General features: G+C 68.3%; 17 protein-coding genes. 10 read left to right on the top strand and 7 right to left on the bottom strand.

The genetic code is table 11. The features are described from left to right. Positions 1 to 63 precede the first annotated feature (63 nt). The 3 genes from AB0F43_RS04165 to AB0F43_RS04155 are packed head-to-tail and all read right to left on the bottom strand — an operon-like array spanning position 64 to position 2,815. On the bottom strand, positions 64 to 1,068 hold the full coding sequence (locus AB0F43_RS04165; protein WP_360470361.1) for a metal ABC transporter permease: 1,005 nt from the start codon (positions 1,066 to 1,068) through the stop codon (positions 64 to 66). Next, a complete protein-coding gene (locus tag AB0F43_RS04160; protein ID WP_360470358.1) occupies positions 1,065 to 1,820 on the bottom strand; it encodes an ABC transporter ATP-binding protein in 756 nt (251 codons plus the stop codon). The genes AB0F43_RS04165 and AB0F43_RS04160 overlap by 4 nt, the downstream gene beginning before the upstream one ends. Beyond that, positions 1,817 to 2,815 carry a metal ABC transporter substrate-binding protein gene (locus AB0F43_RS04155; protein WP_360470355.1) on the bottom strand — a complete coding sequence of 333 codons (999 nt, stop codon included), beginning with the start codon at positions 2,813 to 2,815 and terminating at the stop codon, positions 1,817 to 1,819. The genes AB0F43_RS04160 and AB0F43_RS04155 overlap by 4 nt, the downstream gene beginning before the upstream one ends. 52 nt (positions 2,816 to 2,867) lie before the next feature. Between AB0F43_RS04155 and AB0F43_RS04150 the strand changes: the two genes are divergently transcribed. Both AB0F43_RS04150 and eboE read left to right on the top strand, forming a co-directional pair. Next, the gene (locus AB0F43_RS04150; RefSeq protein WP_360470352.1) at positions 2,868 to 4,160 is read left to right on the top strand and encodes a YibE/F family protein; all 1,293 of its coding nucleotides are present in this window, start codon (positions 2,868 to 2,870) and stop codon (positions 4,158 to 4,160) included. Between the two features lie 126 nt (positions 4,161 to 4,286). Next, positions 4,287 to 5,441 carry a metabolite traffic protein EboE gene (eboE, locus tag AB0F43_RS04145; protein ID WP_360470349.1) on the top strand — a complete coding sequence of 385 codons (1,155 nt, stop codon included), beginning with the start codon at positions 4,287 to 4,289 and terminating at the stop codon, positions 5,439 to 5,441. A 44-nt stretch (positions 5,442 to 5,485) separates the two neighbouring features. On the opposite strand, the gene AB0F43_RS04140 is transcribed toward eboE, so the two are convergent. Beyond that, positions 5,486 to 5,794: a DUF6703 family protein gene (locus AB0F43_RS04140; RefSeq protein ID WP_360470346.1), complete on the bottom strand. Its 309-nt coding sequence runs from the start codon at positions 5,792 to 5,794 to the stop codon at positions 5,486 to 5,488. Between the two features lie 76 nt (positions 5,795 to 5,870). Here AB0F43_RS04140 and AB0F43_RS04135 point away from each other — a divergent pair, with 76 nt between their 5' ends. The 7 genes from AB0F43_RS04135 (at position 5,871) to ligD (ending at position 11,867) form a co-directional block, all read left to right on the top strand. Continuing rightward, complete coding sequence (locus tag AB0F43_RS04135; protein WP_360470343.1) at positions 5,871 to 6,368, top strand: hypothetical protein; 498 nt, start codon at positions 5,871 to 5,873, stop codon at positions 6,366 to 6,368. Beyond that, a complete protein-coding gene (locus tag AB0F43_RS04130) occupies positions 6,365 to 7,042 on the top strand; it encodes a hypothetical protein (protein WP_360470340.1) in 678 nt (225 codons plus the stop codon). The genes AB0F43_RS04135 and AB0F43_RS04130 overlap by 4 nt, the downstream gene beginning before the upstream one ends. 92 nt (positions 7,043 to 7,134) lie before the next feature. After that, positions 7,135 to 7,425, top strand: a complete 291-nt coding sequence (locus AB0F43_RS04125; RefSeq protein WP_360470337.1) for an antibiotic biosynthesis monooxygenase — start codon at positions 7,135 to 7,137, stop codon at positions 7,423 to 7,425. A 112-nt stretch (positions 7,426 to 7,537) separates the two neighbouring features. After that, complete coding sequence (locus AB0F43_RS04120) at positions 7,538 to 8,923, top strand: glycine--tRNA ligase (protein ID WP_360470334.1); 1,386 nt, start codon at positions 7,538 to 7,540, stop codon at positions 8,921 to 8,923. 2 nt (positions 8,924 to 8,925) lie between these two features. Continuing rightward, entirely contained in the window at positions 8,926 to 9,612 is a 687-nt protein-coding gene (locus AB0F43_RS04115) for a hypothetical protein (protein ID WP_360470332.1), read from the top strand. A 4-nt stretch (positions 9,613 to 9,616) separates the two neighbouring features. After that, positions 9,617 to 10,738, top strand: a complete 1,122-nt coding sequence (dusB, locus tag AB0F43_RS04110) for a tRNA dihydrouridine synthase DusB (protein WP_360470330.1) — start codon at positions 9,617 to 9,619, stop codon at positions 10,736 to 10,738. 148 nt (positions 10,739 to 10,886) lie between these two features. After that, positions 10,887 to 11,867 carry a non-homologous end-joining DNA ligase gene (ligD, locus tag AB0F43_RS04105; RefSeq protein ID WP_360470328.1) on the top strand — a complete coding sequence of 327 codons (981 nt, stop codon included), beginning with the start codon at positions 10,887 to 10,889 and terminating at the stop codon, positions 11,865 to 11,867. A 29-nt stretch (positions 11,868 to 11,896) separates the two neighbouring features. Here ligD and AB0F43_RS04100 read toward each other — a convergent pair whose 3' ends face one another. Next, positions 11,897 to 15,208: a hypothetical protein gene (locus tag AB0F43_RS04100; RefSeq protein ID WP_360470325.1), complete on the bottom strand. Its 3,312-nt coding sequence runs from the start codon at positions 15,206 to 15,208 to the stop codon at positions 11,897 to 11,899. A 29-nt stretch (positions 15,209 to 15,237) separates the two neighbouring features. After that, a complete protein-coding gene (locus AB0F43_RS04095; protein ID WP_360470322.1) occupies positions 15,238 to 15,810 on the bottom strand; it encodes a TetR/AcrR family transcriptional regulator in 573 nt (190 codons plus the stop codon). A 121-nt stretch (positions 15,811 to 15,931) separates the two neighbouring features. Between AB0F43_RS04095 and AB0F43_RS04090 the strand changes: the two genes are divergently transcribed. Beyond that, positions 15,932 to 16,861 (top strand): alpha/beta hydrolase, encoded by a 930-nt coding sequence (locus tag AB0F43_RS04090; protein WP_360470319.1) that lies wholly within the window; start codon positions 15,932 to 15,934, stop codon positions 16,859 to 16,861. Here the strand turns inward: AB0F43_RS04090 and mug are convergent. Further along, positions 16,854 to 17,354, bottom strand: a complete 501-nt coding sequence (gene mug, locus AB0F43_RS04085; protein ID WP_360470317.1) for a G/U mismatch-specific DNA glycosylase — start codon at positions 17,352 to 17,354, stop codon at positions 16,854 to 16,856. The two genes, AB0F43_RS04090 and mug, sit on opposite strands and share 8 nt — an antisense overlap. Positions 17,355 to 17,418: the final 64 nt, after the last annotated feature.

Below are 17,418 nucleotides of genomic sequence, written 5' to 3'. Positions count from 1 at the left end.
CCTGTCACTCCGTCACCGTGATTTCCCCGGTAACCACGCCAATTCTCTCAGAACTCAACAAAGCTAGTGCTCATCCCAGTGGTCCCCGTGCGCCGCGTGCAGGTGCCCGTCGTGCACGTAGTCGACGTGGTCGCCGTGCTCGACCTTGGTGTGGCCGCACTGCTCGCTGTGGGTGTGCGGGTGCCCCGCACTGACCACGTGCGGCTCAGGCGCGGGTACGCCGACCTCCGGCTCTTCGTCGGCCAGCGGTGCGACCCGCCCCTGCCGCCGTCGGATCAGTGTCCCCACCGCGGCCGCCACCACGAACCCGGCCAGCGCCAGTACGACGATCGTCGCGCCGGGAGCCACGTTCGCGTTGTACGACGTCACGATGCCGGCCAGGCACGCGACCACACCGATCCCACAGGCGGTCACGAACGTACTGCGGAACGACCGCGTCACCTGCTGTGCCGTTGCCACCGGCACGACCATGAGCGCACTCACCAGCAGCAGGCCCACCGTCCGCATCGCCACCGTGACAGTGACAGCGGCCATCACGGCGATCACCAGGTTGAGCAGTTGCACCCGGAGCCCGGTGACCCGAGCGAACTCCTCGTCCTGGCACACCGCGAACAACTGCGGCCCGAGACCGATGGCCACCACGAGTACGGCGACAGCCAGGCCGACAACGACGTACAGGTCACTGGGGGAGACCGTGGTCAGTGAGCCGAACAGGTAGGTGTTCAGCGTGGCTGCGCCTTGCCCGGCGAGGCCGATGAGCAGTACGCCGCCCGCGATACCGCCGTAGAAGAGCAGTGCGAGCGCGACGTCGCCACTGGCCTTGCCGCGGGCACGGACGAGTTCGATGGCGGTGGCGCCGGCGATGGCCACGATGATCGCGGTGAGGACTGGTGCACTGCCCGTGAGCAGGCCGAGGGCGACTCCGGTGATCGCGATGTGGCCGATGCCGTCGCCCATCAGCGACAGCCGGCGCTGGACCAGGTACGTCCCGATCGCGGGAGCGGACAGCCCGGTGAGCAGCCCGGCGATCAGCGCCCGCTGCATGAACTCCAGCTGGAACATACTCACGACAGCCACCCGGGTTCTTCGCCACCGTGCGAGTGGTGGACGTGTGCGTGGGTCTGCGAGGCGTGCGGCGGACCGTCGTACACGATCCGGCCGCGGCGCAGGACGACGGAACGGTCGATGAGCGCGTCCATCGGGCCGAGGTCGTGGCTGACCATCACGACCGTGGTGCCGCGCGCGACCCGCTGCCGGATCGCGTCGGCGAAGATCTGCTGGCTGGCCAGATCCACACCGGCGGTCGGCTCGTCGAGGATCAGCAGCTCCGGATCGGACACCAGCGCCCGCGCGATCAGCACCCGCTGCTGCTGCCCTCCGGACAGCTCGGCGACCGCCTCCCTGCGCCGGTCGGCCATGTCCACGACCCGCAGTGCGTCGTCGATCGCTTCCTTCTGCGCGGCCCGCAGCGGCGTGAACAGCCGCCGCTTGGACAGCAGCCCGGACGACACCACCTCCTGCACAGTTGCCGGTACGCCTCCGGCCGCGGTGATGCGCTGCGGTACGTACCCGACCCGTCGCCACTGCCGGAAGCGTGACACCGGCGTACCGAAGAGCCGGACCTCGCCGCGCGCGGCGGGCAGCAGGCCGACGACGGTCCGGATCAGGGTGGACTTGCCGGAGCCGTTGGTCCCGAGAACGGCGACCACCTCGCCCTGGCGGATCTGGAGATCGACCCCCCGCAGCACCAGACGACCGCCCAGGTCGACCGAGAGATCGGCGACCTGAACGGCCTTGGCAGTGTCCTGTGGAGACGTCACGCGCAGCTGTTCGCCTTCCGGAGCTCCTGCAGATTCTCCCGCATCAAGGTGAGGTAGGTCTCCTTGGAGTTGGCGTCCGACAGGCCCTCGATCGGGCTCAGTACGGCGGTCTTGACGCCGACGTCACGGGCGATCGTCTGGGCCACCTTCGGGCTGACCAGCTCCTCGTAGAAGATCGTGGTCACGTGCTGGGCCTTCACGATGTCCTGGACCTCCTTGATCCGGGCCGGGGTCGGCTCGGCGTCCGGGGTGAACCCGGCGATGCCGACCATCGTCAGACCGTACCGCTTCGCGAGGTAGGCGAACGCCTCGTGACTCGTCACGAACGTCTTGAGCTTGCAGTTCGCCAGGCCGGTCTTGTACTCGGAGTCGAGCTTCCCGACCTCGTCGAGCAGAGTCTTGGCGCGGGTCTTGTAACCGTCGGCGTTGGCGCTGTCGGCCGCGACCAGCTTGTCGGTCACCGCCTGGACGACGGCGGCGTACCGGACCGGGTCCAGCCAGAAGTGCGGGTCAAGCGCCTCGTTGCCGGCCTGGGTGTACGCGGCCGGCTTGGCCGTGCCGGTCGGGGTGGTGCTGCCTTCCCCTTCGTGCTCCTCGCCTTCCTCGTGCTCCTCGAAGTCGGCGCCGGTCGCCTCCAGCTTGGCCGCGGGGGCGATGTCGAACCCGGCCTCCTTGGCGTTCTGCTCGACCGCCTCGTCGACCGCCGGCTGCAGGCCCTTCTCGTAGACGACCAGCTTCGCGCCCGCGATCTCCCCGACCTGCTTGGGCGTGAGCTCGAGGTCGTGCGGCTCGACACCGGGTGCGGTGAGGGTGGTCACGTTCACCGCGTCGCCCCCCACTGTGCGGGCGATGAACTCGAGCGGGTAGAACGAAGCGACGACATCGAGCTTGCCGCCACCGGAGCCGCTGGCGGACGAGTCGCCACATCCGGCCAGGGTGAGGGCGGCGGCCAGAGCGGTGGCGCCGGCGACAGCAGCACGAAGACTAGATCTCATGACAATCATTTTCATTTAAACGGAACTGGTTGTCAAAACAGGGAGTTCACCCATGGCCAGCCGCAACGTTGGACGCAGACGAGCCGACCGGGCCAAAGGTCGGCGCAAGCTCGACATTCCCGCAGGTCACGGGCATGGTCACGGCCACGGGCACGTCGACCACGTGGTCGACACCTCGGTGGTCGACTCCGACGCGATCGTCGCCCGCCGCGTCCGGATAGTGGTCGCCGCGGTCCTTTTTCCACTCATCGCGGCCGCCCTGATCGCGATGATCGTGATGTGGCCCGGCGGTGGCATCAAAGTCGCGTCGTACCAGACCGACACCGCCCGCGGCGAGGTCACCGCCATCAAGGCGTGCCCCGAGCAGAAGGACCAGTGCGATGTCGCGACCGTCAAGCTGACCACCGGTGCGGACAAGGGACAGCTGGCGCCGATCGAGGTGCCGAAGACCGGTCAGGTCGCGATCCCGGTCGAGGTGGGTCAGTCCGTCATGCTGGGCGTCCAGACCGATGCGCCGACGATCGCCGAGCGGTACCAGTACGTCGATCACGACCGGACCAAGCCACTGCTCGTGCTGGCGTTGATCTTCGCGATCGCGGTGGTGGCGCTGTCGCGCTGGCGCGGATTCGCGGCGCTGATCGCGCTGGCCGTCACCGCGGTGATGCTGACTCAGTTCATCCTGCCCGCGATCCTCAAGGGCTCGAATCCGTTGCTGGTCGCGGTGGTCGGCGGCGCTGTGATCATGGCGATCGCGTTGTTCCTCACTCACGGGATCAACGCGGAGAGTTCGATAGCACTGTCCGGAACGATCGCGGCGCTGGGGCTGACGGTGGGACTGGGCTGGTTCTTCACCAAGTTCTGCCAGCTGAGCGGCCTCGCCTCCGAAGGTGCGTCGGCGGCCAAGCAGTTCGCGCCCGACCTCGACCTGACCGGGCTGCTGGTGGCGGGTATGGTGATCGGCGCCTTGGGCGTGCTCGACGATGTCACGGTCACCCAGGCGGCCGCCGTCTGGGAGCTGTCCGCCGCGAACCCCGCGGCGAGCCGCCGCGAGCTGGTCAGCGCGGGACTCCGGATCGGCCGTACCCACGTCGCCTCGGTGGTCAACACCCTCGTCCTCGCGTACGCCGGCGCCGCGATGCCGGTCCTGATCACCTTCGCCATTCAGGGCTTGCCCGGTCAGTACGTCGTCTCCACCGAAATGGTGGCCATGGAAGTGGTCCGTGGTCTCGTCGGCAGCCTGGGCATCATCGCCGCCGTGCCGCTGACCACCGCGCTCGCGGCGATGGCCGTGGCCGACCGTTCCCGCGACCTGGTCGTCACCGAACCGGAACATCTCCCCGCCTGAAACCCTTGTCACAATAAGGAATCAAATCTTCACACTGCGTCATTCCGACTCCTAGAGTGCGTATCAAGTCACGAGAAGTCCGCCTTCAATCACCTTCCGTGGCTAACCGTGGGTGAGGAGGTCGGAGTGAGATTCCGGCATCAGGACGGGTCGACTGTCCACTTGGGCTACAGCGCCACCGTGCATCCGGCCGAGGACCTCGACGGGGTGATCGCCGGGCTGGACGGCTGTGCGTCGCTGGTCCGGCAGGAACTCGACGTACCGCGGCTCGGCATCGGTCTGTGGTTCGCGAGCCCGCTGGCCGACCAGTTGGCGAACTCACCCGCGGCGATCAGCAAACTGCGGCGCGCTCTCCGCCGGAACAATCTGGAAGTCGTCACGCTCAACGGCATCGCGTACTCGGCGTTCAGGGACAAGGTCGTCGGTACCAAGCTGTACTGCCCGGACTGGACCGAGCCCGAGCGACTCCGGTACACCCTCGACCTGGTCGACGTACTGGCCGCGTTGCTCCCGCGCGACGCGTCGTACGGATCGATCTCGACCCTCCCGCTCGCGTGGCGCGTTCCGTGGTCGAAGGAGCGCGACGCCGCCGCGCAGAAGGCGTTCGAACGGCTCGGCTGGCACCTGGAGCGGACCGAGCAGCGCACCGGGCGGAGGATCCGGGTCGCGGTGGAGCCCGAACCGGGCTGCGTCCTCGAGATGACCGGGCAGGCCGCCGCGTGGCTGAACAGTTATTCGAGCCCTTCCGCCGGTGCGTCGCGGATCGGACTGGGATTCGACACCTGCCACCTCGCCGTCCAGTTCGAGGAACCCGCTGACGCGTTCGAGACGCTCTGGCGAGCCGGTGTCGATGTGGTGAAGGCGCAACTGTCCGCCGCTCCACAACTCGTGGATCCGTCCGACATGTCGGCCCGACGACGCTTGGCCGGGCTGGGGGATCCGAAGTACCTGCGCCAGGTGCGGGAGTGGTGCGGGCCTGGAGTCGATGATGTGGAGCAGGCGTATCAGTTGTCGGGACATGCGGCCTGGCGCATGCACGCGCATGTGCCGGCTCATACCGCGCTGTCGGCTCCGCTCATCGGGACCACCGGACTACTGGAGGACTGCTTGACCCGATTGGTCGGTGGGGGTCAGCCGCTCACACACCATCTCGAGTCGGAGACGTACGCGTGGACGCGGAAGCCCAGGACGCCGGAAACGTTGGCGAAGAAGATCGCCAAGGAGCTGTGCTGGCTGCGCGATCGCCTGACGGCACTGGGCCTTGAGCAGGTCGCGGGTTGACTCGCGGACGACACGCGGTCAGCAGGATGACCGCGTCGTCCCGGTCAGGCGTCCGCGATGCGTTTGACGGCGTAGAACAGGATGATCAGGATCGAGAAGATCCGGAGGAAGCGGGCGCCGGTGCCGACGACCGGCCAGGACAGGAAGCCGAGCCAGGTCAGCAACAGGGCCAGCAGGATCAGCGCCGGAACGGCGACCGGGACCGGAGCAAAGACTCCGGCCAGCGCCAGCACCAAGGTGATGCCGGGCAGGGTGAGCTTGGGCATCCCGTGCAGCTTCGCCACGTACGGGTAACTGATCTTGGTGATCCGCTGCCGCAGCGGGCTCACCGGCTGACTGCTCGGGGAACTCATCGTCCTATTGTTCCAGGCGCCCAGGGCTGTGGATAACTTCGGACCCGGGTGCGCGAAAACCAATATCTTTCCAGACATGAGTGGTTTGCCTTCCGTAGATGACCTCCGCGCCGACCTGCCCGCCGTCCTGGCGCGCTTCCGCGCGGGCCGCACACGTGCCTTCAGCTTCGGCGCCGGTGTGCCCGAAGCCGTGCTGCTGACGTACGACGAGTTCGAAGACCTCGGCGGCGACACCAAGTTCACCGTGCCCACCGCCGTACTCGAGCCCGCGCAACTGGCGGAGCAACTGCCCGCGGTCATGAACGCCGTACGGGCCGGCTCCGCCAACCCCCTCGTCTGGGGCGAGGCCGGCGAACCAGAAGCCGTCATCCTCTCGACAACCCAGTACAGGACATTACGGGGCGACGACCAGCCCCCAGCCGGCGTAACCGACGACCCCACAGCCCGCACCTACGCCACAGAACCACTACCCACCAGCCGCCCCCTCGACCTGGACGAGTGGGCAGCCAGCATGGGGCCTGACACGCAGCAGATCCTCGAGGAGCTCCGCCGCGAAGACAGCGACAACCCATGAGCGGGCCTTACTTTCTCCTGGGTGATCCCGGCTTCGACCTCGACTACCGACGGATCGACGCTGCGGCAAGCAGAAATCCCACCGGACCCGAAGCCTGGCTGCGACGACAGATCCTGCGTCAGCTGCTCGACCTCTCCAAAGGAAAGACCGACGGACATCACGCGTTGGGATATGAAGCTGGGAAGGGGGATCTGCGGGACTGTGTGGTGGGGTACGTGCAGTCGGATCCGGAGCGGAAAGCTGACTACCGCCTGGTGTTCCGCGAGATCGGGCCGAGTACGGCGGGGGAGTTGCCGCGTCGGGAACTACTGGCGATCAAAACCCGCCATGGTTCGAACAACATCTACGCCCACGTCTGCGCCCGCCTGAACCGCCACCCGGCCGACCGCCAGCCCGGCCTCGACCGCTTCGGCGACCGACCGGCCGACTCCGGCGGCAGCCAAGCAACCCGCCAAGCCGAGCTGGACACCAAGCGCGCCATCGCCCACGCCTGGGCCGGCCAACAACCCCTAGCCTCGTCCCGCCCCCTCGCCCTCCCCGACGGCCCGCCCCACTCAAACGCCGCCGCCCCATCCCTCCAACCACAACGCCCCACCATCCACACCCCACCAGGCCCCGGCCCCCGCCACGCCCGCCCAAGCCCCACCGGCTGGCCCACCCGCACCCCCGCCTAACTCATCTCACCCCGTGCACTCCGGCCCAACCGCACCGGCTGCACCCGCGGTTCTTGTCAGGCGGGTGGGGGACGTAAGACTAGGGTGGGTGGGTGTTCGTCGTAATCAGGTTTCGGGTGGCGGAGGCGGAGCTGGCGGAGTTCGCCGTACGGTTGCAGGCTGCTGTCGACGTCCTCGGGAAGCAGAAGGGGTTCGTGGCGGCGCGGTGCGGGCGGAACGTGGATGACCCGGAGTTGCTCGCGTTGACGATGGAGTGGGAGAACGTCGGCAGTTACCGGCGGGCGTTGTCGCCGTACGAGGTCAAGCTGACCGCGGTGCCGCTGCTCTCGCTGGCGATCGACGAGCCGACCGCGTACGACGACCTGCCAGAGTTGCTGCCGTAGCACCGATCGCCGACCGGATTCCGCCGATCTCCGAGTGGATTCCACCAGGGGCCGGTGGGACCGATAGCCTGGACCCTTCCGTGTTGCAAAGTGCCGTTACTGGAGTCGAAAAGTGCCCGTGGAAACCGTCGATGCCGTCGTCAGCCTCAGCAAGCGGAGAGGCTTCGTGTACCCGTGCGGCGAGATCTATGGCGGTACCAAGTCGGCCTGGGACTACGGGCCGCTGGGCGTCGAGCTGAAGAACAACGTCCGGACCCAGTGGTGGCGGACGATGGTGACCAGCCGTGACGACGTCGTCGGGCTGGACTCGTCGGTGATCCTGCCGACGAAGGTGTGGGAGGCGTCCGGGCACCTGTCCGAGTTCGTCGACCCGCTGACCGAGTGCCAGTCCTGTCACAAGCGGTTCCGCGACGACCACCTGCGCGAGGACTACGCCCGGCGGAAGAACAAGGACGACGACAGCGTCCAGTTGTCCGACATCCCCTGCCCGAACTGCGGTAACAAGGGCACGTTCACCGAGCCGCGGATGTTCAACGGCCTGCTGAAGACCTACCTCGGCCCGGTCGAGTCCGAGGAAGGGCTGCACTACCTGCGTCCGGAGACCGCGCAGGGCATCTTCGTGAACTTCGCCAACGTGATGGGCACGGCCCGGAAGAAGCCGCCGTTCGGTATCGCTCAGGTCGGCAAGAGCTTCCGCAACGAGATCACCCCGGGCAACTTCATCTTCCGGACCCGCGAGTTCGAGCAGATGGAGATGGAGTTCTTCGTCGCGCCCGGCTCCGACGAGGAGTGGCACGAGTACTGGCTGAAGGCCCGGTGGGACTGGTACGTCGACCTCGGCCTGAACCCGGACAACATGCGCTACTACGAGCACCCGCAGGAGAAGCTCAGCCACTACTCGAAGCGCACCGTCGACATCGAGTACCGGTTCAACTTCGGCGGCAAGGAGTTCGACGAGCTGGAAGGCATCGCGAACCGGACCGACTTCGACCTGTCCACCCACTCCAAGCACTCCGGCGCCGACCTGTCGTACTTCGACCAGGAGAAGGGTGAGCGCTGGACGCCGTACGTGATCGAGCCGGCCGCCGGCCTGACCCGTAACGTGCTCGCGTTCCTGCTCGACGCCTACACCGAGGACGAGGCGCCGAATGCCAAGGGCGGCGTCGACAAGCGGACGGTGCTGCGGTTCGACCCGCGACTGGCCCCGGTCAAGGCGGCCGTGCTGCCGTTGTCGCGCAACGCGGAGTTGTCCCCGAAGGCGAAGGACCTGGCCGGCGAGCTGCGGAAGAACTGGAACGTCGACTTCGACGACGCCGGTGCGATCGGTCGCCGCTACCGCCGCCAGGACGAGATCGGTACGCCGTACTGCATCACCGTCGACTTCGACACCCTCGACGACCAGGCGGTGACGATCCGGGAACGCGACTCGATGAAGCAGGAGCGGGTTGCCCTGACCGAGGTCACCGGCTATCTCGCCCAGCGCCTGGTCGGTTGCTGACGATGGGCGTACGGGGGTTGCTGTCGGCTCAGCAGGTGCGGTTCGGACTGACCGTCTTCGGCCTGTCCGCGATCGCGGTGTTCGTCCTCACCGCCTGCTCGGACTCGGAGCCGGAAGCGGGGAACACGCCTGCTCCGACCACGCCGGCCAGCTCCGCCGCGCCGATCCCGACCGCCTCCACTCCGTCGCTCACGCCACTGCCGACACCGTCGAAGCCGTGGCCGGCGCCGAAGGTCACCGGAGCGCCTGAGAACGACGCTCCGCTGGCCGAGCGGATCCAGTTCGCGATCGCCAAGCAGGCGCAGATCGCGGCCGGCAAGGCGGCCGCCACGACGGTGAAGTGCCCGGGGATCGAGGACGCCGAGAAGCCCGGCAACCACGAGCTGACCTGCACGGTCACGTACGCCGGGAAGCCGTACAGCGGCACGTTGATCGTCGACGCGAAGACGTACTCGGCGTCGTACAAGTTCACCTCCGACTCGGTCCCGATCGTGAAGCCGAAGGTGGTCGACGCCGTACTCCGGCAGGCCCCCGACGCGGCCAAGGTGACCTGCACGATGGATGATGTTGCCGTGGTCAAGCATTCCGGGGAGCCGATCACCTGCGACGTCACCACCACGGCGAACGCGGTCGAGCCCTACCGGGCGCAGGTGTCCGGCAACGGTCAAGTGCTGGTGGCGAAGGCCTGAACGCATGCTGAAGCTGGGCAACCTCACGATCGAGACGCCGGTGGTGCTGGCGCCGATGGCCGGCATCACGAACGCGGCGTACCGGCGGCTGTGCGCGGAGCAGGGCGCCGGGCTGTACGTGTGCGAGATGATCACCTCGCGCGGCATCGTCGAGGGTGACCAGAAGTCGCTGGACATGCTCACGTTCGACGAGCGCGAGACGGTCCGCTCGGTCCAGCTGTACGGCGTCGACCCGGTGTACATCGGCCGCGCGGTCCAGATCCTGTGTGACCGGTACGGCGTCGCGCACATCGATCTGAACTTCGGCTGCCCGGTGCCGAAGGTGACCCGCAAGGGCGGTGGTGCCGCGCTGCCGTGGAAGCGCAACCTGCTCGGCGCGATCCTGCAGTCCGCCGTCCGGGCCGCCGCGCCGTACGGCGTACCCGTGACGATGAAGACGCGGATCGGTATCGACCAGGCGCACCAGACGTATCTCGACGCCGGCCGGATCGCCGAGGAGTCGGGCGCCGCGGCCATCGGACTGCACGGACGGACGGCGGCGCAGGCGTACTCGGGCCAGGCGGACTGGACCACGATCGCCGAGCTCGTTGAGCGGGTGAACATCCCGGTGCTCGGCAACGGTGACATCTGGGAAGCCGGCGACGCGCTGCGGATGGTCGCCGAAACCGGCTGCGCCGGCGTGATCGTCGGCCGCGGCTGCCTCGGCCGCCCGTGGCTGTTCCGCGATCTCGCCGTCGCCTTCGCCGGTGGCGAGGCTCTGAACCTGCCGACCCTGGGCGAGGTCGCCCGAGTGATGCGCCGCCACGGCGAACTCCTGGCCGACCTGATGGGGGAGCAGCGCGGCCTCCGCGACTTCCGCAAACACGTCCCCTGGTACCTCAAGGGTTTCCCGGCCGGCGGCGAACTCCGAGCCGCCCTGGGCATGGTCGAGTCCCTAGCCCAACTGGACGAACTCCTCGCGCAGCTGGACCCCGACGTACCCTTCCCCGTCGCCGAACTGGGCGCCCCCCGAGGCCGCCAAGGCAGTCCCCGCGACCACGTAGTCCTCCCCGAAGGCTGGCTCAACGACACCGACGGCCTCACCGCCGACCTAACCGCCGCCGAACTAGGCATCTCCGGCGGCTGACCAGGCCCACTGCGGCGGCCGCCGAGGGTGGGGATGGGCGGGGTGGGGTCGGCTGACCCGGGGATCGGCCGGGGGTGGGGGTCTGCTGCGGGCGGGGCTTTCGGGTCGGCGACGGGTTCGCGGGCTGGGGATCTTCTAAGCTCTGGGAATGGCGAGTAAGCCGGATGAGACGCGTGACGGGGTAGCGCTGACCAACCTGGATCAGCCGTTGTTCGATGGTGCCGATGCGACCAAGCGGGATCTGGTCGACTATCTGGACGCGGTGCACGAGCGGATCCTGCCGGAGCTGCGGAACCGGCCGCTGTCGGTGATCCGGATCCGGCCGGGCCAGCCGGCGTTCATGCAGAAGAACGTTCCGAAGTACACGCCCGACTGGGTGAAGACGGTGTCGCTGTGGGCGGAGGCGTCCAAGCGGGAGGTGTCGTACGCGCTGTGTGATGATCGCCCGACCCTGCTGTGGTTCGCGAACCAGCGCGCTGTCGAGTACCACCCGACCCTGATGCGCGCCGACCGCTGGGACCGCGTCACCCACCTCGTGCTCGACCTCGACCCGCCGGAGGGCGAGACGTTCTCGATGGCGGTCCAGGCTGCGCTCCTCGTCCGGCAGGCGCTGACCGATGCCGGGCTGTCGGGAGCGGTCAAGACGAGCGGTGCCAAAGGTGTGCACGTCTTCGTGCCGATCGACGATTCGGTGTCGATCGAGGACGCGGCGGCCGCGACCCGGGCGATCGCCGCGCGGGCCGAGCGCATCGACCCGGAGGTCGCGACGACGGCGTACATCAAGGAGGACCGGCAGGGGAAGGTCTTCGTCGACTCGACCCGCTCAGGTGGGGCGACGGTTGTCGCGGCCTACAGCCCGCGCGTCCGCCCTGGTACGCCGGTGTCCTTTCCGGTCGGCTGGGACGACCTCGACCGGGTCACCCCACGCGACTTCACCATCCGCACCGCCCCAGACCTGCTGAACAACGCCGACCGCTGGGCCGAGCAACTCCCCGCCCCGCAAACCCTCCCCGAAGACCTCCTGGAGGAGGGCCGCGGCATTCCCGTCGCCCGAGTAGCAGCCATGCACGAAGGCAAACGCCGCAAACGAGCCCAGCAAGCCGCCGAGAACCCCACCCCAGACGCCTAGGGGCGGCGGGGGATTGGGGAGCCGCGGGGTTAGGTCTCTGGGGAGGTTGTCAGGTCCAGGGCTTGGTGGCGGATGGGTGGGGAAGGGTGGGTGCGGAGGGTCTGGAGGAGGGTGCGCCATTCGGAGGCCCAGCCGGCGCGGGGGGCGGCGGTGGCTAGGAGGGTGTGGGCGAACAGGCCCGAGGTGAGGTCGTCGGAGTGGACCAGGTTGGTGGTGACCTCTAGCAGTGAGGAAGGGGTCCAGGTCGACTCGGTGGCGGTCAGGCGATGGCGCAGGAGGTCGGCTGCGAAGTGGGCTGCAATCGGATTGTCGACAACAGTACGACGCACCGCGGCGAGCTCCTCGGCGAGTTGCGAGCCTTGCAGCGAGGTGACCAGTAGTTGAAGGTGAAGGTGGAGGAAGTCAGGCCCGGTCAGCTCGGCCGCGACCTGCTTGAGTAGCTGCCGGACTTTCGCCGAGCGCCCGCTCAGCTGTTCCGTCAACTGCTTCACCAGGTAACTCAGCCGTTGCCGCGCCGGGTGATCCCGGTCCGCGGCCGCGTTCGGCAGGTCGGGATCGCTCTCCAACCGGACCAGGAGCCGTACGACGTCGACCAGTTCGTCCAGTCCGTCGTCCGGGTTCGTCGCCACGATCCCGACCAGCGACGCGACCGCCGTACCCCAGAGGCCGTTGCGACGAGTCAGATCAATGATGAAGTCCGCACAGACCCGAGCCGCAGCGCGGTTGTGGCGAGCCCAGCCCTGCAGCGCCGCCAGTGCGTGCCCCACGACCTCCGGCTCGGTCCTGGTTGTCACCGCGATCAGCAGATCCGCATACCGTGACCGGTAGACGACGGGTACGGCGTACGCCCGCCGCTCGGTCAACACCACAGCAGTCGCCGCAGAGTCGTGCACTGCCTGCTCCAGCACCGCCCACGCGGCCGGGTCGTACAGCAGGTACTGCGACACCGTGCTGGCGATGGCAGCCCGCACATCCCGATGCGCACTCGGCCAAGCCTCGGTCAGTACGGCGCCCGCGCCAGGCGCACGTAGTTCGCCGAGCAGCCGCACCGCCTCCTTCCGAGAAGTGATCTTGGCACCCAAGCCAGCCAACACCGGCTGCAGCAAACCCGGGAGCAGACTCGGCCGGACATACCGCGCAGCACGCGACGCGGCGTACATGGCCACCCGGGCCCGATCGTCACTGGCATGTGCGAGCAGCAACGGCAGGGCAACGTCAGGCCGATTCGTCCACGCCAAACCACTGAGCGCGGCCTCCTGCAGCAGTACGTCGTCGCTACGGAGGAACTGATCCAGTGCAGCGCCCGGCACGTGCCCGAGCATTTTCACCGCCGACGCCCGGTACCACTGAGGCATCCGCGCGTCACGTGCAGCGCCGACGAGGAGTTCGGCGTACCTGGCCTGCTGGCGGGGCAGCCACAGTCGTATCGCGTAGTCCGGCACCTCCCAAGCCGGGCTGTTGCGGTCGAAGCGACGGATCTGGTCCGCCGCGGCGAACACCGGATCGAGCAGGTCGGTGCGGAACTCGGTCACCACCCACCACACCGGGTGCCAGCGAGCCATCCGCACATCGCGGTCGATGATCCGCTGGCACCTGTCCAGGCGCGTCCACGGCGCGTCCAGCCAGTACCGGCAGGCCTGCTGGACAGTGTTCTCCTGATTCGACCAGACCGCCTGCTCGAGCACGTCCTGCAGCTGATCGAGCGACCAGGCCCGACGACCGAGAGCTGCCGCCACGGCGAACGCGAGCCCGAACTCGTTCCGCTTCGCGGCAGCCTCGATCGACGGCCGGAGTACGTCGTACACGTCGACCTCGCGGCCACGTGGAAGGCCGTCGATCAGGCCGTACAGGTTGATCGAGCCACCGTTCTCCGTCAATCGGGCATGCGCCTGCAAACCCCAATCCAGCAGCCCAGGTCTGTTGCCTAGGGCCCCTTGTACGACGCCCCGCTCGGCCAGCTTCGTCAGCGCCCGGCGCGTGGCCCACGAAGTGTCGCGGGCGTTGAGGGCGTCGGTGAGCAGCGTCTCCAACTGATCCACGTGCTCGTCACCGAGCAGCGACGGAGGTATGGCGGTCAGCGCGAAGAGAACCGTGGAACGGACATGGTCCCGATCGTTGCGCACCCGCTCGGCGGCCCAGCGCAGCGCGTCGGCCAGCACCGACGGTCGCCGCGACCGCCCGGCCGCACGCAGCACCGCCCGGTAGACACCGGCCCGGTGGTTCTCGTCCGGGCGTCGTACCTCCGACTCGAGTTCCGCGAAGGCCTCCTCGTACGGAAGCTGCGCCAGGACCCGCCACCGGTAGAGCGTGTTCTCGGTGACCACCGGGAGGGCGATCATCCGCCTGGCCTGCTCGTGACGGGTCGTGCGCGGGAGAACGTCGAGCAGCTCCTCCGACAGGACGGCCTGGCTCAGATCGACCGACCCGGTGACCGCTTCGAAGATCGTTGCCCGGCGGGACGGGGCGAGGTCGTGCAGAAGGCCGGTCAGGTCCGGCCAGAGGATCCGGCCGAGAGCGATCAGCTCCTCGTCCGAGTACCTGTGCAGCCGGCGGCGGAACGCCGGAGTGAGTGCTTGTGGTACGACGGCTCGCCGGTCGGGAGCCAGCACGAGTTCCAGGACCCCGGCCGGGTCGCGATCGGCGAGCGGCCCGATGATGTCCAGCACCGCGACCGATAGATCGTGCGCAGGGATCGCCTGCTTGATCAACGCCAGAACCGCATCCGGGTCATGGCCGAGCGCCGCGGTGACTCCGTGCCCGACGCCTTGCCACCACTCGTCCCGGTCCTCGCCGGTCGGAAGCGTCCGCGTCGCGAAGTCGACCACCTCGGCGGGATGATGTTTGGCGAGACGACGCCAGCCGCCGGGTGTCACGCAGTACGCCAAATCAGGCAGAAGTCGTGCGAACGTCGCGCGATCGGTGGCCTCGAGCAGACCGGTCGCGGCCACGTCACCCCAGCGAGCCCGGTGCTCGTCGATCAGTCGAGTGGCGAGATGCTCGCGGCGCGTCCGTCGCACCAGGGAGACGAGCTTCGACCGCAGTGCCGCGGGTGCGTCGTCGTACAGGATCCGTAGGTCGTCGTCCGAGACAGGCACACCGCGGGCAACCGCCGCCAGCGCGCGCGTCCGCACCGCTGGCTCTGGGTCGTGGAGAACGCGGGTGATGTACGACGTCTCGCGTGCGACCTCGGCGATCTGGATCCCGAGCGTCCGCTCGAACGCGTCACCCCGCCCGAGCTCAGCGAGAAGTCCGGTCAGTTCCCGCGCCCGGTCTGCCAGGAACCGCACCCGCTGTCCGTACGAGAGTCCGTCGATCGACCGTAGTAGCTCACTCGCACGCATGCGCCAATCCTGCCCAGCGCGGGTGTCAGTCAGCTTGGCAGGGTTGCGTCGAGGAGGAGTACGGCGGCCTCGCGGGCGCGGATCGCGGGGTCGGGGGAGCCGGAGATGGCGGAGCGGGTGATGGCGCCTTCGCTGAGCAGGATGAGGTGGTCGGCGAGGCGCTCGGGGTCGGGGGCGCCGGCGGACTTCGCGAGTTGGGTCAGCGCCTGGCGGAAGCCCTCCTTGTGCTGCAGGGCCAGCTCGGCGACACGGGGTGAGACGGTGCCGAGCTCACCGAAGGAGTTGATGAACGCGCAGCCGCGGTAGTCCCGCTGCTGGAACCAGTCGTGCAGGAAGTCGAACACAGCCAGGATGCGGTCACGCGGATTCTTGGCCGCGTCGACGTGCTCGGCGAGCATCGACTTCCACAGGGCGTCGCGGCGGTCCAGGTACGCCTCGATCAGCGCGTCCTTCGACGGGAACAGCTGGTACAGCCGCTTCAGCGACACCCCGGACGCCGCGCGGATCGCGTCCATCCCGACCGCCTGTACGCCGCGCTCGTAGAACAACTCGTCCGCCGCGTCCAGCACCTGTCGCTGCGCGGTCGCCGTGTCGATCGCCATCACTCCTCCTCCGAGGCCCGAGTGATCCGCGCCACCATACTTGCGCGGAGAACCATCGTTCTCCTAGAGTACCTGACATCGGTGAGAACGAACGTTCTCCCAGTGCCAGGAGGAGATTCTCATGACCGTGCTCGAGCCCGCTGCCCAGGCCTTCGCCGACGCGACCGCGCAGCCGCCCTTCCTGTTCCAGCTGCCACCGGCCGACGGTCGCAAACTCGTCGACGAGGTGCAGACCACCGACTATCCGAAGCTCGACGTCGACGAGGAATGGGTGACCGCGGCCGACGGTACGAAGGCCCGCATCGTCAAGCCGGCCGGCGCCACCGGCGTGCTGCCGGTCATCCTCTACATTCACGGCGCCGGCTGGGTCTTCGGCAACGCGCACACCCACGACCGGCTGGTCCGCGAGCTGGCCGTCGGCGCCGGTGCGGCCGTCGTGTTCCCGGAGTACGACCTGTCGCCCGAGGTTCGCTACCCGCACGCACTCGAGCAGAACTACGCGGTAGCCCGCTGGATCGTTGCTTCAGGCAAAGACCATGGACTGGATGCGGCTCGGCTCGCGATCGCCGGCGACTCGGTCGGCGGCAACATGACCGCCGCGGTGACGCTGCTGGCCAAGGAGCGCGGCGATGTGAAGTTCGTCCGGCAGGTGCTGTTCTACCCGGTCACGGACGCATCGTTCGACACCGCGTCGTACCAGCAGTTCGCGGAGGGCTACTTCCTCCAGCGCGAGGGCATGAAGTGGTTCTGGGACCAGTACACGACCGACGAGAACGAGCGGAACCAGATCACCGCGTCACCGCTGCGCGCCACCACCGAGCAGTTGGCCGGGCTGCCGCCGGCCCTGGTCATCACCGGCGAGGCTGACGTCCTCCGCGACGAGGGTGAGGCGTACGCCGCCAAGCTCCTCGAGGCCGGTGTGCCGACGACCGCCGTACGGTTCGCCGCGATCATCCACGACTTCGTCATGCTGGACGCGCTGCGCGACACGTACGCCGCCAACGCCGCCATCAACCTGGCGATCTCGACGCTGCGGACCGCGCTCAACTGACCCGCTCGAGCTCGGCGAACGCGTCAGCGAGTTTGGGCAGTGTGTAATGCGCGTTGAGGCCGCTCGGGTTCGGCAGGACCCAGACGCGGGTGTCGCCGATGAGCCGGTCCTGTTTGCCGATGTGCGCCGTACGTTCGCCGAACGCATCCCGGTACGCCGTGACGCCGACGACGGCGAGCCATTCCGGCTGGTAATGGAGAACCTTCTGCACCAGGTTCGCCCCGCCGGCGACGTACTCCGCGCGGGTCAGCTCGTCGGCCCGCGCGGACGGACGATCGACGACGTTCGTGATCCCGAGCCGGTAGGTGAGCAGCTCGGCCTGCTCGTCCGGCCGCAGCTGCCGCGGCGTGAAACCACTCAGGTGCAAGGCCGGCCAGAACCTGTTGCCGGGCCGGGCGAAGTGATGCCCGGTCGCCGCGGACATCAGCCCCGGGTTGATCCCACAGAACAACACCCGCAACCCCGAGCTGATCACATCCGCCAACGCCTGCACGGCGCCACCCTAACTTTGTGCACCAAGCGAGTGTTTTGGGCGCCACGCCGTACTCAATCCGTGA

The organism is Kribbella sp. NPDC023972, assembly GCF_040639075.1.
In the GTDB taxonomy this organism is placed as follows: domain Bacteria; phylum Actinomycetota; class Actinomycetes; order Propionibacteriales; family Kribbellaceae; genus Kribbella.
The sequence above is the reverse complement of the archived record's forward strand: the minus strand, read 5'-3'. Positions and strand labels throughout refer to the sequence as shown.